The sequence below is a fragment of the Arenimonas sp. genome (genome assembly GCF_036275555.1).
GTDB lineage: Bacteria > Pseudomonadota > Gammaproteobacteria > Xanthomonadales > Xanthomonadaceae > Arenimonas.
This window is the reverse complement of record NZ_DASUDO010000010.1, coordinates 42,884-63,734: the sequence shown is the minus strand read 5'-3', so window position 1 is coordinate 63,734 and position 20,851 is coordinate 42,884. Positions and strand designations below refer to the sequence as shown.

The 20,851-nt window shown below is 70.3% G+C and carries 25 protein-coding genes; 13 read left to right on the top strand and 12 right to left on the bottom strand.

The window, feature by feature from the left end; translation table 11 throughout:
• Positions 1-3 precede the first annotated feature (3 nt).
• The 5 genes from VFV21_RS03445 to VFV21_RS03425 all read right to left on the bottom strand — a co-directional run bounded on the left by VFV21_RS03445 (position 4) and on the right by VFV21_RS03425 (position 6,525).
• A complete protein-coding gene (locus tag VFV21_RS03445) occupies positions 4-1,452 on the bottom strand; it encodes a deoxyribodipyrimidine photo-lyase (RefSeq protein ID WP_329668089.1) in 1,449 nt (482 codons plus the stop codon).
• A 9-nt stretch (positions 1,453-1,461) separates the two neighbouring features.
• On the bottom strand, positions 1,462-2,202 hold the full coding sequence (locus VFV21_RS03440) for an SDR family NAD(P)-dependent oxidoreductase (RefSeq protein WP_329668088.1): 741 nt from the start codon (positions 2,200-2,202) through the stop codon (positions 1,462-1,464).
• Positions 2,203-2,234: 32 nt separating this feature from the next.
• On the bottom strand, positions 2,235-3,806 hold the full coding sequence (locus VFV21_RS03435; RefSeq protein ID WP_329668087.1) for a cryptochrome/photolyase family protein: 1,572 nt from the start codon (positions 3,804-3,806) through the stop codon (positions 2,235-2,237).
• Between the two features lie 93 nt (positions 3,807-3,899).
• The gene (gene alr / locus VFV21_RS03430; protein WP_329668086.1) at positions 3,900-5,027 is read right to left on the bottom strand and encodes an alanine racemase; all 1,128 of its coding nucleotides are present in this window, start codon (positions 5,025-5,027) and stop codon (positions 3,900-3,902) included.
• Between the two features lie 109 nt (positions 5,028-5,136).
• A complete protein-coding gene (locus VFV21_RS03425; protein ID WP_329668098.1) occupies positions 5,137-6,525 on the bottom strand; it encodes a replicative DNA helicase in 1,389 nt (462 codons plus the stop codon).
• 227 nt (positions 6,526-6,752) lie between these two features.
• Here VFV21_RS03425 and VFV21_RS03420 point away from each other — a divergent pair, with 227 nt between their 5' ends.
• Both VFV21_RS03420 and VFV21_RS03415 read left to right on the top strand, forming a co-directional pair.
• Positions 6,753-7,232 carry a hypothetical protein gene (locus VFV21_RS03420; protein ID WP_329668085.1) on the top strand — a complete coding sequence of 160 codons (480 nt, stop codon included), beginning with the start codon at positions 6,753-6,755 and terminating at the stop codon, positions 7,230-7,232.
• Between the two features lie 102 nt (positions 7,233-7,334).
• Positions 7,335-8,153 (top strand): hypothetical protein, encoded by an 819-nt coding sequence (locus VFV21_RS03415; protein ID WP_329668084.1) that lies wholly within the window; start codon positions 7,335-7,337, stop codon positions 8,151-8,153.
• A 20-nt stretch (positions 8,154-8,173) separates the two neighbouring features.
• Here VFV21_RS03415 and VFV21_RS03410 read toward each other — a convergent pair whose 3' ends face one another.
• From VFV21_RS03410 to VFV21_RS03380, 7 genes are all read right to left on the bottom strand, one after another.
• Positions 8,174-8,980 carry a hypothetical protein gene (locus tag VFV21_RS03410; RefSeq protein WP_329668083.1) on the bottom strand — a complete coding sequence of 269 codons (807 nt, stop codon included), beginning with the start codon at positions 8,978-8,980 and terminating at the stop codon, positions 8,174-8,176.
• Between the two features lie 90 nt (positions 8,981-9,070).
• Positions 9,071-9,937 carry a rhodanese-like domain-containing protein gene (locus tag VFV21_RS03405; RefSeq protein WP_329668082.1) on the bottom strand — a complete coding sequence of 289 codons (867 nt, stop codon included), beginning with the start codon at positions 9,935-9,937 and terminating at the stop codon, positions 9,071-9,073.
• A gap of 176 nt (positions 9,938-10,113) precedes the next feature.
• Positions 10,114-10,563, bottom strand: coding sequence for a 50S ribosomal protein L9 (rplI, locus tag VFV21_RS03400; protein ID WP_329668081.1), 450 nt, complete (start codon positions 10,561-10,563; stop codon positions 10,114-10,116).
• A gap of 101 nt (positions 10,564-10,664) precedes the next feature.
• Entirely contained in the window at positions 10,665-10,895 is a 231-nt protein-coding gene (gene rpsR / locus VFV21_RS03395) for a 30S ribosomal protein S18 (protein WP_329668080.1), read from the bottom strand.
• 20 nt (positions 10,896-10,915) lie between these two features.
• Positions 10,916-11,311 carry a 30S ribosomal protein S6 gene (rpsF, locus tag VFV21_RS03390; protein ID WP_329668079.1) on the bottom strand — a complete coding sequence of 132 codons (396 nt, stop codon included), beginning with the start codon at positions 11,309-11,311 and terminating at the stop codon, positions 10,916-10,918.
• Between the two features lie 371 nt (positions 11,312-11,682).
• Complete coding sequence (locus VFV21_RS03385; RefSeq protein ID WP_329668078.1) at positions 11,683-12,099, bottom strand: hypothetical protein; 417 nt, start codon at positions 12,097-12,099, stop codon at positions 11,683-11,685.
• A gap of 122 nt (positions 12,100-12,221) precedes the next feature.
• Positions 12,222-12,563 carry an iron-sulfur cluster assembly accessory protein gene (locus VFV21_RS03380; RefSeq protein WP_329668077.1) on the bottom strand — a complete coding sequence of 114 codons (342 nt, stop codon included), beginning with the start codon at positions 12,561-12,563 and terminating at the stop codon, positions 12,222-12,224.
• Positions 12,564-12,686: 123 nt separating this feature from the next.
• On the opposite strand from VFV21_RS03380, the gene asnS reads away from it, so the two are divergent.
• From asnS to VFV21_RS03325, 11 genes are all read left to right on the top strand, one after another.
• Positions 12,687-14,087, top strand: coding sequence for an asparagine--tRNA ligase (asnS, locus tag VFV21_RS03375; protein ID WP_329668076.1), 1,401 nt, complete (start codon positions 12,687-12,689; stop codon positions 14,085-14,087).
• Positions 14,088-14,090: 3 nt separating this feature from the next.
• A complete protein-coding gene (locus VFV21_RS03370) occupies positions 14,091-14,387 on the top strand; it encodes a hypothetical protein (RefSeq protein ID WP_329668075.1) in 297 nt (98 codons plus the stop codon).
• A gap of 12 nt (positions 14,388-14,399) precedes the next feature.
• Positions 14,400-14,747, top strand: coding sequence for a hypothetical protein (locus tag VFV21_RS03365; protein WP_329668074.1), 348 nt, complete (start codon positions 14,400-14,402; stop codon positions 14,745-14,747).
• Positions 14,744-15,529: an SDR family oxidoreductase gene (locus VFV21_RS03360; protein WP_329668073.1), complete on the top strand. Its 786-nt coding sequence runs from the start codon at positions 14,744-14,746 to the stop codon at positions 15,527-15,529. The genes VFV21_RS03365 and VFV21_RS03360 overlap by 4 nt, the downstream gene beginning before the upstream one ends.
• Positions 15,530-15,540: 11 nt before the next feature.
• The gene (locus VFV21_RS03355; protein ID WP_329668072.1) at positions 15,541-15,831 is read left to right on the top strand and encodes a PilZ domain-containing protein; all 291 of its coding nucleotides are present in this window, start codon (positions 15,541-15,543) and stop codon (positions 15,829-15,831) included.
• Positions 15,832-15,873: 42 nt separating this feature from the next.
• Positions 15,874-16,686: an endonuclease VIII gene (gene nei, locus VFV21_RS03350; protein WP_329668071.1), complete on the top strand. Its 813-nt coding sequence runs from the start codon at positions 15,874-15,876 to the stop codon at positions 16,684-16,686.
• Positions 16,687-16,812: 126 nt separating this feature from the next.
• Positions 16,813-18,258 (top strand): aldehyde dehydrogenase, encoded by a 1,446-nt coding sequence (locus VFV21_RS03345; RefSeq protein WP_329668070.1) that lies wholly within the window; start codon positions 16,813-16,815, stop codon positions 18,256-18,258.
• Between the two features lie 4 nt (positions 18,259-18,262).
• Positions 18,263-18,925, top strand: a complete 663-nt coding sequence (gene can, locus VFV21_RS03340) for a carbonate dehydratase (RefSeq protein ID WP_329668069.1) — start codon at positions 18,263-18,265, stop codon at positions 18,923-18,925.
• A complete protein-coding gene (locus VFV21_RS03335) occupies positions 18,922-19,356 on the top strand; it encodes a RidA family protein (RefSeq protein ID WP_329668068.1) in 435 nt (144 codons plus the stop codon). The genes can and VFV21_RS03335 overlap by 4 nt, the downstream gene beginning before the upstream one ends.
• Positions 19,353-19,880 carry a 3-hydroxyanthranilate 3,4-dioxygenase gene (locus tag VFV21_RS03330; RefSeq protein WP_329668067.1) on the top strand — a complete coding sequence of 176 codons (528 nt, stop codon included), beginning with the start codon at positions 19,353-19,355 and terminating at the stop codon, positions 19,878-19,880. The genes VFV21_RS03335 and VFV21_RS03330 overlap by 4 nt, the downstream gene beginning before the upstream one ends.
• A gap of 3 nt (positions 19,881-19,883) precedes the next feature.
• Entirely contained in the window at positions 19,884-20,843 is a 960-nt protein-coding gene (locus VFV21_RS03325; protein WP_329668066.1) for a sodium-dependent bicarbonate transport family permease, read from the top strand.
• Positions 20,844-20,851: the final 8 nt, after the last annotated feature.

The window sequence follows — 20,851 nt, the reverse complement described above, 5'->3', positions numbered from 1 at the left end:
GCGTCAACGCTCGGCGGGCGGCGGGGTCTTCGCGCCGGAGTAGGCCGCCAGCGCGGCCTCCCGGCTGGCCTTGAGGTCCACGATCGGCCGGGCCGGGTACGCCGGGGCCAAGTGCCGCAGCAAGGCCGGCTGCTCCCAAGGCGCGGCCAGCGCCGAATCCGGCAGCTTGGCCAGTTCCGGCACCCAGCGCCGGATGTACTTGCCGGCCGGGTCGAACTTTTCGGCCTGGGAAACCATGCTGAAGATGCGGAAGTAAGGCGCGGCGTCGGCGCCGGTGCCGGCCGTCCACTGCCAGCCCTGGGTGTTGTTGGCCAGGTCGGCGTCCACCAGCGTGTCCCAGAACCAGTCGGCGCCGTGCTTCCAGTGGTAGCGCAGGTTCTTGGTCAGGAAGCTCGCGACCACCATCCGCACGCGGTTGTGCATCCAGCCCGTGTGCCAGAGCTCGCGCATGCCCGCGTCGACGATCGGCACGCCGGTGCGGCCGCGCTGCCACGCGCGCAGGTGCCCGGCGTCGGGCGTCGCCCAACGGAAGCCCTCGAACTTGGCGTTGAGGTTCTCGTTGGCGGTATGCGGGAAGTGGAACAACAGGTGGTGGCTGAATTCCCGCCAGCCCAGCTCGCTGAGGAAATGGTCGATGTCGGGCTGCACCGCCGCCGGCCAGCGCCGCGCCAGCACCGCGGCGACGATGCGCCGCGGCGAGATCTCACCGAAGTGCAGGTGCGGCGAAAGCTTCGAAGTGGCGACGCGGTCCGGGAAGTTGCGCTGCTCCTTGTAGCCGGTGGCCGCGCCGTCGAGGAATACCTCGAGCATCTCGGCCGCGCCGGCCTCGCCCGGCTGCCACTCCATCCAGAAGCCCGTGTCCCAGCGGGGCTCCGGCCGCTGCGGCTCCAGCTTCAGGTCGGCGACGTCGAGGCCGGCCAGTCGCGCCGGCGGCTCGGGCAGGCGCGCGGGCGCCGCGGGCGGCGCCTGCGGGTCCAGTCGCTGGCGCGCGTTCTTCCAGAAGGGCGTGAACACGCGGTAGGGATCGCCGCTGCCGGTCTGCACCGTCCAGGGCTCGACCAGCAGCGCGGCATTGTGGCTTTCCACCGTGAGCCCGCGCGATTTCAGGCCCTGCTTGATGCGGGTGTCGCGGGCGATGGACGCCGGCTCGTACAGGCGGTTCCAGTGCAGGGCCTCGGCCTGGGTCTCGGCGATCAGCTTCTCGAGCTCAGCCGGGCTGTCGCCCCGGCGGATCACCAGCCGCGAGCCGCGCGCGCGCAGGTCGGCGTCCAGGGCCAGCAGCGAGCGGTGCAGCCAGGCCCGCGTGGCCGCGCCCGGCGCCCACGGCGCCTCTTCCTCCGGCGCGTGGATGTACACGCAGACCGGCGCCTGCCCCGCGCGCAACGCGGCCTGCAACGCCGGGTTGTCGTCCAGGCGCAGGTCGCGGCGGAACCAGATCAGGGCGTTGGCCAAGGCGGCGTCTCAGGGGGTCTTGACGTAGGGTCGCACCGCCTGGAACCCGCCGTCGAGGCCGATCACCTGGCCGCTGATCCAGCCGGCATCGTCCGACAGCAGGAAGGCGCCGAGCGCCGCCGCCTCGTCGGCTTCGCCGTGGCGGCCGAGCGGGTATTGCCCGGCGATGGCCTTGGCCGCCGCCTCGTTCGTCAGCATGCGTTCGGTGGCGGGCGTGCGCATCAGGCCCGGCGCGATCGCATTCGCCCGCAGGCCGGCGCCGGAGAAATCGGCGGCCAGTGAGCGCACCAGCGCCTCGACGCCGCCCTTGGCCATCGCGATCGCCGCGTGGTTGGCGACGCCGATGCCGGCGGCGACCGAGCTGAAGAACAGCAGCGCGCCGGGCGCCGGCGATTTCTGCACGCGCGGCGCGTAAGCCTTCGCGATGAAGAAGGCGCTGTCGAGATTGGCGGCCAGGCAGGCGCGGTATTGCGCTTCGGTGGTGCGGCCGATGGGCGCGATCAGGATGGCGCCGGCGCAGTGCGCCACCGCGTCGGGCACCTGGCCGAAGGCCTCGGTGGCGCGGGCGACGGCGGCTTCGGCGCCGTCCTCGGTGGCGACGTCGGCGGAGATGGCGACATCGCCTTCGCCCAACGTGAGTTCGTCGGCGCGGCGCGAGGCCAGCGCCAGACGCCAGCCGGCGGCGCGCAGCCGGGCGGCCAGGGCCGTGGCGACGCCGCCGGAGGCGCCGGTGATCAGGCAGGTCTTCATGGGATTCCCGTCAGGAGGAAAGCCCGCGCACCCTACCCGTCCACCCCGTGTTTCGACCGTGAATCCGGGACCAGCGCCCGCCTCAGCGCGTCGGCCTGGGTGCGGATCGCGGCCAGCTCGGCGGCCGGCTTGCGCGCGAGGTTCTTCCACTGCAGCGCCGTGCGCGGGTGGCGGGCGAACTTCGCCTCGTGCCGGGCCAGGAAATCCCAGTACAGCGTGGTGAACGGACAGGCCTTGGCGCCGGTGGCCTCGCCGGGCTTGAAGCGGCAGCCGGCGCAATGGTTCGACATCTTCTGGATATAGGCGCCGGAGGCCGCGTAGGGCTTGCTGGTCATGCGGCCGTTGTCGGCGTACTGGCTCATGCCCAGCACGTTCGGCAGCTCGACCCACTCCACCGCGTCCACGTAGACCGCCAGGTACCATTCATGCACCGCGCGAGGACGCACGCCCAGCAAAAGCGCAAACAGGCCGGTCACCATCAGGCGCTGGATGTGGTGGGCGTAGCCGAGGTCGAGCGTCTGCCGCAGCGCGTCGCGCAGGCAGGCCATGTCGGTGTCGGCGGTCCAGTAGAAGTCGGGCAGCGGCGCGTCGGCGTCCAGCGCGTTCTCGTCCAGGAAGCCCGGCATGCGCTGCCAGTAAACGCCGCGCACGAACTCGCGCCAGCCGATCACCTGCCTTATGAACCCCTCCACCGCTTCGATCGGCGCGTGGCCTTCGCGATACGCCTGCTCCGCCGCCGCCACCACCGCGCGCGGCGCCAGCAGCTTGAGGTTCAGCGCCGCCGACAGCCGCGAGTGGTACAGCCAGGGCTCGCCCTCCCACATCGCATCCTGATAGCGGCCGAACAGCGGCAGCCGGTGCGCGATGAAGTCGTCCAGCGCCTCGCGCGCCTGCGCCGCCGTCAGCGGCCAGTCGAAGTCGTCGAGCCGCCCGGGGTGCGCCGCGAACCGCTCGTTCACCAGCGCCAGCACGCCCCGCGTGGTCTCGTCGGGTGCGAAGGCCCGCGGCGCCGGCAGCCGCCCCGGCCCGCGCTTGTCGAAGCGGCCGCGGTTGTCGTGGTCGAAGTTCCACTGCCCGCCGACCGGCTCGCCGTCCTGCATCAGCACGCCCTCGCGCTTTCGCAGCCAGCGGTAGAAGAACTCGAGGCGGTATTCCTTGCGCTTGCCGGCCCAGTCGGCGAAGTCGTCGTCGTCGCAGTAGAAGTGCCGGTCGGGGCGTTCGATCCAGCGCACGCCCGCGGCCTCGCAAACCTTGGGCAGCGACTGCGCCAGCCGCCATTCGCCCGGACGCACGGCCAGCAGCTTGGCGGGCTTTAGCGCGGCGAGATCGGCCGCCAGCGCGGATTCGAGGTCCGGGTGCGTGTGCTCGTCGAGCGCGCGGTAGTGCACGGTCAGCCCGCGTGCGCGAAGGGCATCGCGGAACTGGCGCATCGCGGCCAGGAAGGTCGCGATGCGCGGCTTGGTACTCCAGACCTGGGTGGCCTCGTGCGCGACCTCGGCCATCCAGACCGCATCGCGGGCCGGGTCGAAGTCGTCGAACACCGCCGAGTCGGCGTCGAGCTGGTCGCCGAGGACCAGGACCAGGTCGCGCGGGGATTGGGTCATGTCGAAAGTCTGTGCCCTCCCCCGTGCACGAAATGTAGGAGGGCCTTCAGGCCCGAAGCCCCTGGCCGAAGGGCTTCGGGCCTGAAGGCCCTCCTACAGCCCTCCCACCAGGTATTCGCGGGGGATGCGGGTGTTGAGGCCGACCAGGATTTCGTAGGGGATGGTGCCCGCCGCCCGCGCCACGTCCTCGCAGCGGATGGCCTGGTCGCCCTGGCGGCCGATCAGCACCACTTCGTCCTCGTTGTAGCCGGTGCCGCCCGGCCCGAGGTCAGCCATGAACTGGTCCATGCAGATGCGCCCGGCGATCGGCAGGCGCTGGCCGCGGACCAGCACCTCGCCGCGCGAGGACAACGCGCGGGGGAAGCCGTCGCCGTAACCAATCGGGATCGTCACCATCCGGGTGTCCACCTTGGGCGCCCAGGTGGCGCCATAGCTCACCGGCTGCCCCGCCGGCACCACCTTGAAGTAGACCACCTGCGAAACCAGCGACAGCGCCGGCCGCAGCTCCAGGTGCGTGCGCGACTCCGGATCGGGCAGCACGCCGTAAAGCGCGATGCCCGGGCGCACCAGGTCCAGGCAGGTCTCGGGGAAGTTCAGCACGCCGCCGGAGTTGGCCAGGTGGCGGATCGGCATCGGCGCGCCGAGCCGGTCGAAGTGGGCGCAGGCCTCGAGGAAACGCTCGAGCTGGCGCGCCGTCATCGGCGACCCGGGCTCGTCGGAACAGGCCAGGTGCGAGTACACGCCCTTGATGTGGCACCAGCGCGACGCGACCGCGGCCTCGATGAAGGGCCCGGCGTGGTAACTGTGCACGCCGATCCGCTCCATCCCGGTGTCGATCTTGAGGTGGATGGTGGCCTTGCGCCCCACCGCCTCGGCCGCCGCTTCGACCTGGCGCAGCTTGTCGATCGAGGACACGGTGATCTCGAGGTCTTCGCGGATCAGCTCGGCCGCCTGCGGCCCGAAGATGCCGCCCATCACCAGGATCGGCAGCGAGATGCCCGCGCGGCGCAGCGCCACGCCCTCCTCCAGGAAGGCCACGCCCAGCTGTTCGATGCCCTGCGCCTGCAGGTGCCGGGCCACCGGCACGAGGCCGTGGCCGTAGGCATTGGCCTTGACCACGCCCATCACGGGAACGCCGGCCGCGGCCCGCAGCACCCGGAGGTTATGCGTGAGCGCGTCCAGGTCGACGCGGATCCGGGTCGGGCGGGCGGTGTCGGTCATGGCCGGATTGTAGCCCCCGACCCCCTGTGGGAGGGACTTCAGTCCCGATGCCTTTCGCCGGTAAAGCATCGGGACTGAAGTCCCTCCCACAGGGGGCGGACGCGACGGGTCACTCGAAGCTGCCGACGCTGTCCCGGGCCAGGTTGTCGAAGCGGGTGTACTCGCCGAAGAACTTCAGCTTCACCGCGCCGGTCGGGCCGTTACGCTGCTTGGCGATGATGACCTCGGCCAGGCCTTTGTCGTTGGAATCCTTGTTGTAGTAGTCGTCGCGGTAGATGAACATGATGATGTCCGCGTCCTGCTCGATGGCGCCGGATTCGCGCAGGTCGGACATCACCGGGCGCTTGTCGGTGCGCGATTCCAGGCCGCGGTTGAGCTGCGACAGCGCGATCACCGGCACCTTGAGCTCCATCGCCAGCGCCTTGAGCGAGCGCGAGATCTCCGAGATCTCGTTGGTGCGGTTCTCGGCCGAGCCCGGCACCTGCATCAGCTGCAGGTAGTCGACCACGATCAGGCCCAGGTCGTGCTCGCGCTTGATGCGGCGCGCCTTCGAGCGCAGCACGTCGGGCGACAGCGCCGGCGTGTCGTCGATCATCACCTTTACTTCCGACAGCATCTTGATCGCCATGTTCACGCGCGACCAGTCCTCGTCCTCGAGCTGGCCGGTGCGCAGGCGGGTGGCGTTGACGCGGCCGATCGAGGAAATCAGGCGGAACGCCAGCTGCGAGGCCGACATTTCCATCGAGAACACCGCCACGGCCTTCTTGGTCTTGAGCGCACCGTACTCGGCGATGTTGAGCGCCAGCGTCGTTTTTCCCATGGCCGGACGCGCCGCCAGGATGATCAGGTCGGAAGGCTGCAGGCCGGCCGTCATCTCGTCGAGGTCGTGGAAGCCGGTGGGCAGGCCGGTGACGTCGCCCTGGTTCTCGTAGCGCTCCTGCAGGATCTGGAACGCGTCCTTCATCGCCTCGCGCAGGGTGACGAAGTCGGCGCGGCCGCGGCGGCCCTGCTCGGCGATCTTGAAGACCTTCATCTCGGCCGCCGACAGCACTTCCTGGCTGTCGCGACCCTCGGGCTGGAAGCCGTCGTTGACGATCTCGGTGCCGGCCTCGATCAGCTGCCGCAGCACGGCCTTCTCGCGCACGATCTCGGCGTAGGCGCGGATGTTGGCCGCCGACGGCGTGCTCGACGCCAGCTCGATCAGGTAGCCGGTGCCGCCGATCTGCTCGGACAGGCTGTTGGACTCGAACCATTCACCGAGGGTGACGGCGTCGAAGGGCCGGTTCTTCTCGCTCAGCTCGCGGATGGCGCGGTAGATCAGCCGGTGGTCGCGGCGGTAAAAGTCCTGCTCGGTCAGGAAGTCGCCGACGCGGTCGAGCGACTCGGGCGCCAGCATCAGGCCGCCGATGACGGCCTGTTCGGCCTCGACGGACTGGGGCGGCACCCGGAGGGCGTCGATCTTGGCGTCGGTGCGGAAGGATTCGGAGCGTGCGGGCATATCGGCCTTCAGGAAGGCGCCCACCGGCATCAGCGGGAGGCGGAACATCGGGTCGGTCATCCTAGCGAGCCTCCCTGCGCGGTGACACGGATAAGTCTGTGCATAACCCGTGCACATCCTCGCCGCCCGCCATCTCAGATCCTGCGACGGTTGGACGGGGCTGGACAGACTCCTCCGCTTCAGGAAGCCTTGGACACTCGAGACCACGGGATGCGGGGAGCGATTCGATGGCAACGGAAGGCAGCGTGCGTGATCCCGGGCCGCGGCCCTCGCTGCTCCGCGTGCTGGGCGCGCTCGCCTTGTCGGGCATCCTCGGCGGCGTGCTGGTGGGCGCGGTCTTCACCGCGCTGAAGTTGATCCAGGATGGCCAGGGCCTGGCGGGCCTGGGTACCGGCCTGGTGCTGTACTCGCTGATCGCCATCGGATTCGCCCTGCCCTCGGCGGTCGGCCTCGGCGGTCCGGCCTACTGGCTGCTCAGCCGCGGCCGCACGATCCGGTTCTGGCCAGTGGTCCTCTGCGCAGGCGCCATCGCCTCCCTGCCCCTCCTGCTCCTGGGCTTGGTCGGCTGGGGCAGCGGCGCGGACCCGGAGGCCAGCCTGTCCGGCATGATCACGCTGGCGGTCCTGCTGTTCGTGCTGGGCGGCATCGGCGGCCTGATGTTCTGGCGCCTCAGCGGCCTGCACCGCCAGCGCGCGCCGGCCGGCTAGCGTCGCGGCGGCGCCCTCGCGGCGTCCCAGGACAGCGCCGGCATCGGCCCAAGGATGCCGGCCCTCACCCACCCACATCGAGACGTCACGGGGAACGCGAACATGGCATTGCGATCGTCAGGTCTTGGCTGGACCGCCGTGGCAACCGCCCTTTGGTTGGCGCTGTCGCCATCGCCGGCCAACGCGGCCGGCATCGAGGCCAGCCATCGCGAGTACAGCCTCGTGGCCGATCCGGCCGGGCAGGCCCGGCTCGAGCCATCGCTGCGTCGCCTGGCCCGGACGGGCCTCCGGCCAGCCTCTGGCGAAACCGCCATGGCGTATGCCAGCTGCGTCACGGCCTGGCGGGACAACGCGGGCGAATCCGCGGCCTGCGTGCAGTCCTGGCTGGCCCGGCTCCCGCCACCCCGGCCCGTCCTGCTGCACGTGCAGGAAGCGCAGTCCCCCGCCGAAGGGGTGGTGGTGGACTGCCTGGGTGCCGCGGGAAGCGACCAACTCGTGCTCGCCCCCCGCCCGCGCCGCGCGGACGCCGCCGCGCTGGATGCGTGCATGGCCAGGGCCCAACGCGGCGACGCGCCGCCCGCCGGCACCTACGCCATCCGCAGCCCCGAAACCTGGGATCCGGCCGATGCGACCGCGCTGAGGGCGCGCGCCGCCGCCGTGCTGGTCCTTGCCGTGGACCATGTCGGGATCCCGCGGGGCGTGCGCGGAAGCTGCCTGGTCGAAGGGCGCGTCACTTCGGTCGTCCGCGGCGCCGGGCTCAGCCCGCGCGGACGCGTGGAACTGGCCATTCCCTGCCAGGTCGGGCAACCGCCCGGGAACGAGCGACGCATCGACATGGCGGAGTTCGACGCAGGCAGTTTCGCCAGGCTGTACCTCGACGAAGCGCAGACCCTGCTGGACTACGAAAGCCTCGACCCCTGAGCCGGGCGCGACCGAAGCCCTCAGCCGGCCTTGCAGGCCTGGCGCAGGCGCTCGAAGGCGCCGAGCAGGCTGTAGGTGTAGTCCGCATAGAAGGAAGCGAACGGCTGTTGGTCGACCGCAGACACCAGGACCGTGGCGGCCTTGGGCGAGTAGTTCGAGCCCACGGCACTCACCTGGCGCCAGTCCACCGTGAACTCGCTCCCCTTCACCTCGGCGATGCTTGAGCGACGGGTGCCCCAGACCTCTTTCACCCGGAACACGCTGAAGCAGCCGGACTGCCGCTCGTAGGTGAGCGTCACCGTGGAATCCAGCGTGGTGATGTCCGCCGAGAAGTTGTCCCCGGGCGTCGACTGCAGGCTCTTCACCGCGAGGTCGACGGTCGGCGGGATCACGCCCGCCGGGCGCCAGCGCGTGCGGTTCAGGAGTGAATCCATCGTGTCGAACGGGCCATTGGGATCGGCGACGTAATCGATGGCCGCCTTGATGTTGGCGACGCTGCAGTCGGGCGGCAATTGCACGGTGGGCCCGTAAAGTGCGTCGAACTGCCCGCGCGACAGCTCCCCGCCGAACTTCTCGTGATATTCCCGGTAGACCTCATCGTCACTGGCCGAGGCCTCGAACTGGTAATGCAGGGGTTCGATGGAAGGATCCCGGCAATCGCGCAACATGCGCTGCACGATGCCCCGGCGCGGGATCGCCTGGCCCGACACTTCGTTCAGCAGCTGCATCTCGCCTTCGGTGAGGCGGGTGAAATCAGGCGGCTCTTGCGCGGCGCCCAGCATCGGCAGCCCCGCCAGCAGCGCGGCCAGCCCCAACAGCTTCTTCATGTTGCCCCCTGTCCAAGCCCCCGCCATTGAAGCCAGCCGCGGGCTTGCAATGCAAGCCCCGGCCACGCACGCCCGCCGATCGCCAACGGGCTAGGGGTACAGGCCTGCGCTGCCCGGCAATTCCAGGCAGATTTCGTCCAGGGGCGCATAGTTCTCGGCGCGGACCTGGGCGAGCTCCTCGGCGGACAACCCGAAGGGATCGAGGTCTTCCGCCTTGCTCGAAATGGCGTCGGTCATCACGTCGAATACCGCGCCGAGCAGCTGCGGCGAGTGCTGCTGTGATATGCGCTCGACGTGTGGCGCGATGAACGTGTCGTAGCCAGCCTCATCCAGCAACCCGGCGGCGGCCAGCACCTGCGACCAGGCAGCGCAGCTGACGACCGAAACGGTGTCGCTGCCCAGCCCATCGAAGCTCATGCCGATCAGCCCTTCCGGCTTGCCGGCATCCCGCCATTCCTTCAGCCCGCCACGCAGCCAGTGCAGGTTCCGATAGCCGGCCTTCGCCGCTCGCTGCAGCAGGTTGAAGGACTGGAAGCACCCGAGGTGATGGCAATAGGCGACGAGGGGACGGTCAAGGTCCCCGGACGTGAGGTAGTCAAGCTGGCTCTTTACGCGCTCGACCCGGCTGGCGTCGTACTCCTCGAACGCCGCGACACCGCCGCCGATGATCGTGACCGAGCGCGGCAGGCCCACGGACTCTCCGAGCTCCATCGCCGAGAGCACCAGCAGTCGATCGCCATAGGCCTGCGAAAGGCACTCGAACTCGCCGACGGAAATCCGCGTGCCGCCGGGGATCGTGGCCGGCGTTTCCCCGGTCTCGCTGGCCCACACGCCACTGACGGCCGGACCCACCGGTGCGGCCGCTTCGCTGCTTCCCGCCCGGCAAAGGCCGTCAATCTCCGCTTTCGCCGGCCCGGGCGAGCCGGCGAGCGCCACCGCCATGATGATCGTGAGCATGTCCCCTCCTGGTTTCCCCTCCGGCCATTGAACGTAATCGCTCCGGGCGATGGCAAGCGCCGCTTGCCCGGCCGGCGGCCGGCCCCGTCGACGGGAGGCCTTGAGGCCCGGCGCCAGGCCGGAAAAGACGAAGGGCGCCGTGAGGCGCCCTTCGGGGACCGCTTGGAGCGCGAAGATCAGGCTTCCGCTTCGATGACGACCTTGACCGTGGTGTGGACGTCGGCGTGCAGGCGCACTTCGATGTCGAACTCGCCGGTGCGGCGCAGCGCGCCTTCCGACATGACCACTTCGCTCTTGTCGAGCTTGTGGCCGGCGGCGGTGAAGGCCTCGGCGACGTCGCGCGGGCCGACCGAGCCGAAGAGCTTGCCTTCGGTGGACGCGTTCGCGGCGATGGTGACCGTGGTGCCCTCGAGCTTGGCCTTGCGGGCTTCGGCGTCGGCGAGGACCTGGTTGGCCTTGGCTTCGTACTCGGCGCGCTTGGCTTCGAACGAGGCGATGTTGGCCTGGGTGGCCGGCACGGCCTTGCCCTGCGGCACCAGGTAGTTGCGGCCGTAACCCGGCTTGACGTCGACCAGGTCGCCCAGGCCGCCGAGGTTCACGACTTTCTGCAGGAGGATCAGTTTCATGCTTGTTGCTCCGTCACGTTAGCGGGGCGCGCGGCCCCGCAACTGTTGGCTGTCCGTTGGGACGGGAGACTGCGGCGCGGGCCCGCGGACGGGCCGGCGGCTCAGTTCTGGTGGTTGTCGGTGTACGGGATCAGGGCGAGCTCGCGGGCGCGCTTGATCGCGGCCTGCAGCTGGCGCTGGTACTTGGCCTTGGTGCCGGTGATGCGGCTCGGCACGATCTTGCCGTTCTCGGTCAGGTACTGGCGCAGGGTGTTGAGATCCTTGTAGTCGATCTCCTTGACGCCATCGGCCGTGAACTTGCAGAACTTGCGGCGGCGGAAAAACTTGCTCATGTTCGGTCTCCGGTCTCGGCTCAGGCGGCGTCGTCGTTGGCGGTGCCAACGCTGTTTTCGTCATCGTCACGGCGCGGGCGGCGCTCGCCCTTCTCGTCCTTGGTCTTCATGATCAGGGACTGCTCGGTGATGGCCTCTTCGCGGGCGATGACCATGTGGCGCAGCACGGCGTCGTTGAAGCGGAAGCCGTCGACGAGCTCGGTGAGCACCTTCTGGCCGCACTCGACGTTCAGGAGCACGTAGTGCGCCTTGACGAGGTTGTCGATGGCGTAGGCCAGCTGGCGGCGGCCCCAGTCTTCGAGGCGGTGGATCTTGCCGTTGTCGGCTTCGATGAGCGACTTGTAGCGCTCGATCATGGCCGGCACCTGCTCGCTCTGGTCCGGATGGACCATGAACACGATTTCATAGTGACGCATGGGTTGTTTCCTTGTGGATGCGGCCGGTGATTCGGCCTGGCAGCCCCCGGCCTCGGATGGAAGGCCATCCGCCGTGGAGCAAGGGTCTCCCCGGGATGGGGAGCCGCGCATTATGCCCGAGCCCGACGCGCAGGCGCAAGCTACTGTCGGACAAGGAATTTGGGGCGCTCAGCCCGACGCGGGCCAGCCCGGGTTCCCGGCCGGGGCCGGGCGGGCCCGGGCCGCCACCGGCCGCGCCGCCACGGGGGGATCGGGCGCAGGCAGGGTGGCGGGGTCCGGGGCCTCGGGGACAAGGGTCCCGCACTGGGCACGTGCCAGGCGGGCCTCGCGATCGGACCGGGTTTCCACCCAGTCCACGCGGCAAAGGGTGGTCACGGGGTCCGCGCGGCGAAGAAGCTCAGCACTTCGGCCTCGGCTTCCGCGTGGCTCATCTGGTAACGCTCCTGCAGCAACCCGGCGAGCTTCTGCACGTGCCCGTCGGTCTCCACCAGGTCGGCCACCGAGGCCCGCGGCCAGACCCGCTTGGCTTCGGCCAGCTGCCGCTTCCAACGGCCGGCGCTGCCCGCCACGCGACGGAGGATGTGCAGGTCAGGGGCCGGCGCCGCCGGCAGTGCCGGGTCGGCGAGGTCGTCGTCCCGGGGGTCGGCCGCGTCGTTGGCATCGGACCCGCCCGGCGCAGCGCGCCAGGCCCAGCCGCGGAGGCTCGCGCGCAGTCCCTCGAACAAGCCGGGGCCCCCGCCGGCGGTGAATCCGTTGCGGCTGGCGCGTGGACCGATCCGGCTACTCATGGCGACCTCGGCTGGTGGCGATACCCGGCGAACCTGGCGCGGGATGCGCACGGATTCCGGGCAAGGCCACGCTGCCAGACAGGGCCCGGCGGGTCGGTGCGGTTTCGAACAGAAGCGCCGGATCAGGCGGCCTGGTCGGCGTCCGTGCTGAAGGATTCGCCGCAGCCGCATTCGGCGGAGACCCGCGGGTTGCGGAACACGAACTGCTGGTTGAGGCCCTGGCTGACGAAGTCGATCTCGGTGCCGTCCACCTGGGGCAGGCTGGCGGCGTCGACCCGGACGGCCACGCCGTCGGTCTCGAACACGCTGTCGTCGGGGCCGGCCGCCTTGGCGATGTCCACCACGTAGGCAAAGCCGGTGCAGCCGGACTTGCGGACGCCGAAGCGCAGGCCGATGCCGCCCGGCGTTTCGGCCAGGTAGCTGCGGACGCGGGCGGCGGCGGCGGGGGTCAGGGTGACGGCCATGGGAAGATCTCGCGGCGAACAGGAATGGGACGGGGGCAGTATACCGGCGCTGCGTGAACCGACGCCTGCGGGTATCCTTGCCGTCTTCCGCAAATTGGCCCGTCCGGGCAGGGATTCAAGAGCATGGCAGTGGTCAGCGTCCAGCAGGCGCTCTCCGGGCAGCACGCCCCGGGCAGCGAAGTCACGGTCCGCGGCTGGGTGCGCACCCGGCGCGATTCCAAGGCCGGCCTCAGCTTCGTCAACGTCAGCGACGGCTCCTGCTTCGACCCGATCCAGGTCGTGGCGCCGGCCGCGCTGGGCAACTACGAGTCCGAGGTCAAGCGCCTTTCGGCCGGCTGCGCGGTGATCGCGCACGGCGTGCTCAAGCCCTCGCAGGGCCAGGGCCAGGCCTTCGAGCTCGAGGCCACCGGCATCGAGGTCGTCGGCTGGGTCGAGGACCCGGAGACCTACCCGATCCAGCCCAAGCCGCATTCGCTCGAGTTCCTGCGCGAAGTGGCGCACCTGCGCCCGCGCACCAACCTGTTCGGCGCGGTCACCCGCATCCGCCACTGCCTGGCCCAGGCCGTGCACCGCTTCTTCCACGAGCAGGGCTTCTACTGGATCAGCACGCCGATCATCACCACGTCCGACGCCGAGGGCGCGGGCCAGATGTTCCGCGTCTCCACGCTGGACATGGCCAACCTGCCCCGCACCGCCAAGGGCGAGGTCGATTTCTCGAAGGACTTCTTCGGCAAGGAGACCTTCCTCACCGTGTCCGGCCAGCTCAACGTGGAGGCCTATTGCCTCGCGCTCAGCAAGGTCTACACCTTCGGCCCGACCTTCCGCGCCGAGAACTCGCACACCACGCGCCACCTGGCCGAGTTCTGGATGATCGAGCCCGAGATCGCCTTCGCCGACCTCAAGGCCGACGCCGACCTGGCCGAAGCCTTCCTGAAGTACCTGTTCAAGGCCGTGCTGGCCGAGCGCGGCGACGACCTGGCCTTCATCGCCGAGCGCGTCGAGAAGACCGCGGTCTCGCGCCTCGAGGCGATGGTGGATTCGCCCTTCGAGCGCATTGATTACACCGACGCGGTGTCGCTGCTGCAAAAGTCCGGCCACAAGTTCGACTTCCCGGTCGAATGGGGCCTGGACCTGCAGACCGAGCACGAGCGCTGGCTCACCGAAGTGCACGTCGGCCGCCCGGTGGTGGTGATGAACTACCCCGAGCAGATCAAGGCCTTCTACATGCGCCTGAACGACGACGGCAAGACCGTGGCCGCGATGGACGTGCTGGCCCCGGGCATCGGCGAGATCATCGGCGGCAGCCAGCGCGAGGAGCGCCTGGACGTGCTGGACGCGCGCATGGCGCAGTTCGGCCTCGACGGCGAACACTACGGCTGGTACCGCGATTTCCGCCGCTACGGCACGGTGCCGCACGCCGGCTTCGGCCTCGGCTTCGAGCGGCTGGTGGTCTACACCTGCGGCCTGGCCAACATCCGCGACGCCATCCCCTACCCGCGCGCACCGGGCCTGGCGACGTTCTGACCGATGGGCACGGGCGCCGGTTCGCTGCTGCTGTTCCTGTTCCTGGGCCTGGCCGGTTCGGCCGCGCCGGCGCACTTCGGCTTCCGCGTGCTGGCGTTCCGGCACCAGCTCGACAAGCAGATCCCGTTCGCGCCGGGCACCGAGGACGGCGGCTGGGGCTACAGCTGGTGGCTGATGCGCTGGCAGCACCGCGCCGCGAACGACAGGAACCTCAATTTCTTCGCCGGCATCACCGCCGGCAGCGGCTGGCTCAGCCTGATCGGCGCGATCGGCGTGCTGGTGCTGGTCGCCCTGCAGTAAAGGACACGAATGATGAGCGAACAAGACGACGCCGACCGCGGCCCGCGCGACTCCGACCAGTGGTGGCTGGCGGCGCTGCCGCGCATGCTGGTGTGGTCGCGGCTGCGCGTGCTCGACAGCGGCGTGGCCGAGGTCTTCGACTGCGATGGCCGCATCAACATCTACGAGAGCGAGGACGTGGCGCGCTCGGCCCTGATGGACGCCGACTTCCGCGCCCTCGACGGCATGGATGCGGAGGATGCCGAGGCCTGGGGACTGGACCTTGAGGAGATCGAACCGCCGCGGGCCGAGGACGACGACAGCCTGCGCGAACTGATGATCCAGCCGCTGAAGAACCCGCTGACCGGGGAAGACCGGTGAGCGAGTCCCTGCGCGGCCGCCACGCCCTGGTCTGCGGCGGCTCCGAGGGCATTGGCCTCGCCGCGGCGCAGGCGCTTGCGGCGCTGGGTGCCGACGTCACCGTGCTGGCGCGACGCCCCGGCCGGCTGGCCGAGGTCGTGGCCACCCTGCCCCGCGCCGAGGGCCAGCAGCATCGCCACGTCGCCGCGGATTCCTCCGACAGCGCCGGCCTGGGCGCCTCGGTGGCCGCGCTGTGCGCGAAATATCCCGTGCACATCCTGGTCAACAACACCGCCGGCCCGCCGGGCGGCCCCGCGCACGCGGCCGCGCCCGAGGACTACCTCGCGGTCTTCCGCCAGCATCTCGTGGCCAACCAGGTGCTGGTGCAGGCCGTGCTGCCGGGCATGCGCGCTGCCGGCTGGGGCCGCATCGTCAACGTCATTTCCACCTCGGTGAAGGAGCCGATCGCCAACCTCGGCGTCTCCAACACCATCCGCGGCGCGGTCGCGTCCTGGGCCAAGACCCTGGCCAGCGAACTCGGCCCGCACGGCATCACCGTCAACAACGTGCTGCCCGGCTACACCCGCACGCAGCGCCTGGACCAGATCCTGGCCGAGCGCGCCGCGGCCACCGGCAAGCCGGCCGACGAGATCGCGCGCGGCATGCTGGCCACGGTGCCGGCGGGCCGCTTCGCCGAGCCTGCGGAAGTCGCCGCGGCCATCGCCTTCCTGGCCGGAAACAGCGCCGGCTACGTTAATGGCATCAACCTGCCGGTCGACGGCGGCCGCACCCGCTCCCTCTGAGGCACCCACGCATGGACGCCAACAACCGCTGGTCCGACCGCGTTCCCTTCGCCGCCCGGGTGATGGTGCTGCACGAGGACCAGGCCTGGGTCGGCGAGGTCAAGGACCTGTCCGAAGGCGGCTGCGGGCTGTTCCGCCCGGCCACCTGCCAGCTCGAGGTCGCGGCCATCGTGCGGCTGGTGTTCTTCGATGTCTCCGGCCCGGCGGTGGTGGTGGACGCCCGCGTGGCCCGGGTCGAGAACGGTTCGCTGGGCTTCGAGTACCACGAAGTGCAGGCCGTGCCGCCGGTGCTCAGGCGCTGAATCCACACGCGGCCTGCACGGGCGCCGCCGCAGGCTGCGCGCATGCCCGAAGGTCCTGAAATCCGCCGCGCCGCCGACCAGCTTGCCAAGGCCGTGGTCGGCCAGCCGCTCACCGACGCGTTCTTCGCGTTCCCCGAACTCAAGCGCTACCAGCGCTCGCTGGTGGACCATCGCATCACCGCGATCGTGCCGCACGGCAAGGCCCTGCTCACGCACTTCGACCACGGGTTGACGCTGTACTCGCACAACCAGCTCTACGGCGTCTGGAAGGTCGCCAAGGCCGGCGAGCGGCCCGACACCACGCGCTCGCTGCGGGTGGCGCTGGAGACGGCGAAGAAGGCGATCCTGCTCTACTCGGCCTCCGAGGTGGAGATGTGGAAGACCGCCGAGCTGCCGAAGCATCCCTTCCTGGCCAAGCTCGGCCCCGACGTGCTGGACCTGTCGCTGGACGAGGCCACCGTGGCCGCCCGGCTGCAGGACCCGCGCTTCGCCGGCCGCGCGCTGGTCGCGCTGCTGCTCGACCAGGCCTTCCTGGCCGGCATGGGCAACTACCTGCGCTCGGAAGTGCTGTTCATGGCCGGCATCGCCCCGAACCGGCGCCCACGCGACCTCGACGAGCACGAGACCGAGGCCCTGGCCCGCGCCCTGCTGGCGGTGCCGCGCGCCAGCTACGCCACCCGCGGCATCCGCCGCGCCAAGGGCATGGCCGAGGACTACCTCACCGACACCCCGCGCGGCTTCCGCTTCGAGGTCTTCGACCGCGAGGGCGAGCCCTGCCGGCAGTGCGGCGACGTCATCGTCCGCCACGAGCTCGGCGGCCGCCGCCTCTACTGGTGCAAGGTCTGCCAATCCTGAGCCGCGCCCTCTGTAGGAGGGACTTCAGTCCCGATGCTTCTCGCCGAAAGGCATCGGGACTGAAGTCCCTCCCACAGGGGAACCTGACCTGTCCGTACGGCCGGCGTGGCGGGTAAGCTTGCGGGCATGGAAATGCGGCTGACCCACCTGATCGACGGAGAGGCCCGCGGCACAGCGGGCGGCGCCGCCCTCGACGTCTTCGAACCGGCCACAGGCCGGGTCTACGCGCACTGTCCCGACGGTTCGGCCGCCGACGTGGAGGCCGCCGTAGCGGCCGCGCGGCGCGCCTTCCCGGCCTGGTCCGCCCTGCCCGCCGCCGACCGCGCCGCCTGGATCAACAAGCTGGCCGACGCGCTCGAAGACCAGCTCGACGAATTCGCCGCCGCGGAATCGCGCGACGTCGGCAAGCCGCTGGCCCTGGCCCGCAACCTCGACATCCCGCGCGCGGTCAGCAACCTGCGTTTCTTCGCGGCCGCCGCCACCCAGTTCGCCAGCGAATCGCACTCCACCCCGGGCGTCGTCAACTACACCCTGCGCCAGCCGCTGGGCGTGGTCGGCGTCATCAGCCCCTGGAACCTGCCGCTGTACCTGTTCACGTGGAAGTTCGCGCCGGCGCTGGCCGCGGGCAACTGCGTGGTCGGCAAGCCCTCGGAAGTGACGCCGGTGACCGCCTGGATGCTGGGCGAACTGGCGCGCGACATCGGCTTCCCGGCGGGCGTGTTCAACATCGTGCAGGGCCGCGGCGCCGTCGCGGGCCAGGCGCTGGTGGACCACCCCGAGGTCAAGGCCATCAGCTTCACCGGCAGCACCGCGGTCGGCGTGCGCATCGCCGAAAGCTGCGCGCGCTCGCTGAAGAAGACCTCGCTGGAGCTGGGCGGCAAGAACGCCACCCTGGTGTTCGCCGACGCGCCAAAGCAGAAGCTGCTCGACACCGTGGTGCGCTCGGCCTTCCTCAACTCCGGGCAGATCTGCCTGTGCGGCTCGCGCCTGCTGGTCGAACGCAGCTACTACGATGAATTCCGCGACGCGCTGGTCGCGCGCGCCAAGGCGCTGGTGATCGGCGACCCGGACCTGGCCGAAACCAACCTCGGCCCGGTCGTCTCGCGCGCTCACCACGAGAAGGTGCTGGGCTGCCTGGCCCTGGCCCGCGAGGAAGGCGGCAAGATGCTGTGCGGCGGCGAGGCCGTGCGGCCCGCGGGCCGCTGCGCCGACGGCTGGTTCATCGCGCCCACGGTCATCGAAGGCCTGGGCCCGCACTGCCGCACCAACACCGAGGAAATCTTCGGGCCGGTGGTTACGCTGCAGCCCTTCGACACCGACGAAGAGGCCCTCGCGCTCGCCAACGCCACGCCCTACGGCCTCTCGGCCAGCGTCTGGACCCAGGACCTGGGCCGCGCGCACCGCCTCGCCGCGGCGCTCGAGGCCGGCGTGGTCTGGGTCAACACCTGGATGAACCGCGACCTGCGCACGCCCTTCGGCGGCGTGAAGCAGTCCGGCATCGGCCGCGAGGGCGGCTGGGAAGCGATGCGCTTCTTCACCGAAGCCAAGAACGTCACGATCGATTTGGGATGACACGATGCCTCTGAAGGAACTGCTGGACCGCAACCGGGAATGGGCCGCGAAGGTGCGCGCCGAGGATCCGCAGTTCTTCAGGCGCCTCTCGCAGCTGCAGGCGCCGAAGTACCTATGGATCGGCTGCTCGGATTCGCGCGTGCCGGCCAACCAGATCACCGGGCTGCAGCCGGGCGAGGTGTTCGTGCACCGCAATGTCGCCAACCTCGTCGTGCACACCGACCTCAACTGCCTGAGCACGATCCAGTTCGCGGTGGACGTACTCAAGGTCGAACACATCCTCGTGGTCGGCCACTACGGCTGCGGCGGCGTGCACGCCTCGCTGACCGGCACGCGCGTGGGCCTGGCCGACAACTGGCTGCGCCACGTCGGCGACGTCGCCACCAAGCACGCGGCGATGCTGGCCGAAGTCGACCTCGAGTCCCTGCGCCACGCCCGCCTGTGCGAGCTGAACGTGGTCGAGCAGGTCGTCAACGTCTGCCAGACCACCATCGTCCAGGACGCCTGGAGCCGCGGCCAGAAGCTCAGCGTGCACGGCTGGGTGTACTCCCTGCTCGACGGCCGCGTGCGCGAACTCGGCATGGGCGTCGACAGCCCCGGCGAGCTGCCCGAAGCCTATGCCCTGGCCATGGAACACATCCGCGGCCGCCTGAAGGACACCCCGTGAGCGAAATCATCCACGCCACCTCGGCGCCGCACCCGGTCGGCCGCTACCCGCACGCCCGCCGGGTCGGCAACCTGCTCTTCCTCTCGGGCATCGGCCCGCGCACGCCGGGCACCAACGCGGTGCCGGGCAACGTCTACGGCGCCAAGGGCGAGCTGGTGGACTACGACATCGTCACCCAGTGCCACTCGGTGTTCGCCAACGTGCGCGCGGTGCTCGAGGCCAGCCACTGCCGCTGGGACTGGCTGGTGGACATCACCGTGTACCTGACCGACATCCAGCGCGACTTCAACGCCTACAACGGCGTCTGGGCCGAATACTTCCCGAACGTGGACAAGGCGCCCTGCCGCACCACGCTGGGCATCACCGCGCTGCCGACGCCGATCGCGATCGAGCTCAAGTGCGTCGCCGCCTTCCCGGAGGCCCACCGGTGATCGGCGGCGCCTTCAACCTGCAGCAGTGGATCGATGCGCACCGGCACCTGCTCAAGCCGCCGGTGGCCAACAAGTGCATCGTCGACGGCGATTTCATCATCATGATCGTCGGCGGCCCGAACGCCCGCACCGACTACCACTGGGACGAAGGCCCGGAATTCTTTTACCAGCTCGAAGGCGAGATGGTGCTGAAGGTGCAGGAAGACGGCCAGGCCCGCGACATCCCGATCAAGGCCGGCGAGGTCTTCTACCTGCCGCCGCGGGTGCCGCACTCGCCGCAGCGCAGCGCCGGCGGCATCGGCCTGGTGATCGAACGCAAGCGGCTGCCGCACGAGAAGGACGGCCTGCTGTGGTTCTGCGAGCAGTGCAACCACAAGCTGTACGAGGAGTTCTTCGTGCTGGAGAACATCGAGACCCAGTTCGGCGCCGTGTTCGACCGCTTCTACGGTTCGCGCGCGCACCGCACCTGCCCCGGCTGCGGCCACCTCAACCCGGCGCCGGCGCGCTACGACGCGGAAGCCTGAGCCATGGCTCCCTCGCTCGACCTGCTCACCGCCAACCTGCTCTCGCCCGTGGTGCTGGCCTTCGCGCTGGGCATGATCGCGCGCGGCCTGCGCAGCGACCTCGAGATCCCGTCGGCGATCCAGTCCTACCTCTCGATCTTCCTGCTGCTGGCGATCGGCCTGAAGGGCGGCGTGGCCCTGCACCAGGGCGCGCCCGACAACCTCTGGCTGCTGCTCGGCGTGACCATCGTCGCCGGCATCGCCACGGCGGCCACGGCCTACCTGCTCGCGCGCACCTGGCTGCGCGACGACGCGCTGCAGGCGGGCGCCATCGCCGCGCACTACGGGTCGGTGTCGGCGGTGACCTTCATCGCCGCGCAGCAGTTCGTCGAACGCACCGGCGACACCTCGCCGGCGGTGCTGGTGGCGCTGGTGGTGGCGCTGGAGATCCCGGCCATCCTGCTCGGCATCGGCCTGGCCCGCGGCGGCGGACGCCCCAGCTGGCACCAGGTGCGCGAAGTGCTGACCGGCCGCACCGCGGTGCTGCTGATCGGCGGCCTGGCCATCGGCGCCATCGCCGGGCGCGACGGCGTGAAGGCCGTGGACGCGATGTACTTCCAGCTGTTCCAGGGCATGCTGATGCTGTTCATGCTCGACATGGGCCTGGTCGCCGCCAGCCAGCTGCGCCAGCTCACCCGCGGCGTCGGGCGGCTGGTGGTGTTCGCCACCGTGCTGCCGCTGGTGCACGGCCTGGCCGGCACCGCCATCGGGCACGCGGTCGGGCTGGGCGTCGCGGGCGCCACCGTGTTCGGCGCCATGCTGGCCAGCGCGTCCTACATCGCCGCGCCGGCCTCGGTGCGGGCCTCGCTGCCGGAGGCCGACGCCGGCCGCTGCATCACGGCCTCGCTGGGCCTGACCTTCCCCTTCAACCTGGCCCTGGGCATCCCGGCCTACGCCGCGTTCGCGCGCTGGCTCGGCGCCTGAGCCCGGCG

What these genes read in the sequence shown, in the direction of transcription:
- alr (WP_329668086.1), bottom strand. Translation starts at nt 5,027, where the DNA reads ATGACCGACACCGCCCGCCCGACCCGGATCCGCGTCGACCTGGACGCG.
- asnS (WP_329668076.1), top strand. Translation starts at nt 12,687, where the DNA reads ATGGCAGTGGTCAGCGTCCAGCAGGCGCTCTCCGGGCAGCACGCCCCG.
- VFV21_RS03435 (WP_329668087.1), bottom strand. Translation starts at nt 3,806, where the DNA reads ATGACCCAATCCCCGCGCGACCTGGTCCTGGTCCTCGGCGACCAGCTC.
- VFV21_RS03405 (WP_329668082.1), bottom strand. Translation starts at nt 9,937, where the DNA reads ATGCTCACGATCATCATGGCGGTGGCGCTCGCCGGCTCGCCCGGGCCG.
- VFV21_RS03415 (WP_329668084.1), top strand. Translation starts at nt 7,335, where the DNA reads ATGGCATTGCGATCGTCAGGTCTTGGCTGGACCGCCGTGGCAACCGCC.
- rpsF (WP_329668079.1), bottom strand. Translation starts at nt 11,311, where the DNA reads ATGCGTCACTATGAAATCGTGTTCATGGTCCATCCGGACCAGAGCGAG.
- rpsR (WP_329668080.1), bottom strand. Translation starts at nt 10,895, where the DNA reads ATGAGCAAGTTTTTCCGCCGCCGCAAGTTCTGCAAGTTCACGGCCGAT.
- can (WP_329668069.1), top strand. Translation starts at nt 18,263, where the DNA reads ATGCCTCTGAAGGAACTGCTGGACCGCAACCGGGAATGGGCCGCGAAG.
- VFV21_RS03425 (WP_329668098.1), bottom strand. Translation starts at nt 6,525, where the DNA reads ATGCCCGCACGCTCCGAATCCTTCCGCACCGACGCCAAGATCGACGCC.
- VFV21_RS03325 (WP_329668066.1), top strand. Translation starts at nt 19,884, where the DNA reads ATGGCTCCCTCGCTCGACCTGCTCACCGCCAACCTGCTCTCGCCCGTG.
- VFV21_RS03370 (WP_329668075.1), top strand. Translation starts at nt 14,091, where the DNA reads ATGGGCACGGGCGCCGGTTCGCTGCTGCTGTTCCTGTTCCTGGGCCTG.
- VFV21_RS03440 (WP_329668088.1), bottom strand. Translation starts at nt 2,202, where the DNA reads ATGAAGACCTGCCTGATCACCGGCGCCTCCGGCGGCGTCGCCACGGCC.
- VFV21_RS03420 (WP_329668085.1), top strand. Translation starts at nt 6,753, where the DNA reads ATGGCAACGGAAGGCAGCGTGCGTGATCCCGGGCCGCGGCCCTCGCTG.
- VFV21_RS03355 (WP_329668072.1), top strand. Translation starts at nt 15,541, where the DNA reads ATGGACGCCAACAACCGCTGGTCCGACCGCGTTCCCTTCGCCGCCCGG.
- rplI (WP_329668081.1), bottom strand. Translation starts at nt 10,563, where the DNA reads ATGAAACTGATCCTCCTGCAGAAAGTCGTGAACCTCGGCGGCCTGGGC.
- nei (WP_329668071.1), top strand. Translation starts at nt 15,874, where the DNA reads ATGCCCGAAGGTCCTGAAATCCGCCGCGCCGCCGACCAGCTTGCCAAG.
- VFV21_RS03385 (WP_329668078.1), bottom strand. Translation starts at nt 12,099, where the DNA reads ATGAGTAGCCGGATCGGTCCACGCGCCAGCCGCAACGGATTCACCGCC.
- VFV21_RS03410 (WP_329668083.1), bottom strand. Translation starts at nt 8,980, where the DNA reads ATGAAGAAGCTGTTGGGGCTGGCCGCGCTGCTGGCGGGGCTGCCGATG.
- VFV21_RS03365 (WP_329668074.1), top strand. Translation starts at nt 14,400, where the DNA reads ATGAGCGAACAAGACGACGCCGACCGCGGCCCGCGCGACTCCGACCAG.
- VFV21_RS03380 (WP_329668077.1), bottom strand. Translation starts at nt 12,563, where the DNA reads ATGGCCGTCACCCTGACCCCCGCCGCCGCCGCCCGCGTCCGCAGCTAC.
- VFV21_RS03345 (WP_329668070.1), top strand. Translation starts at nt 16,813, where the DNA reads ATGGAAATGCGGCTGACCCACCTGATCGACGGAGAGGCCCGCGGCACA.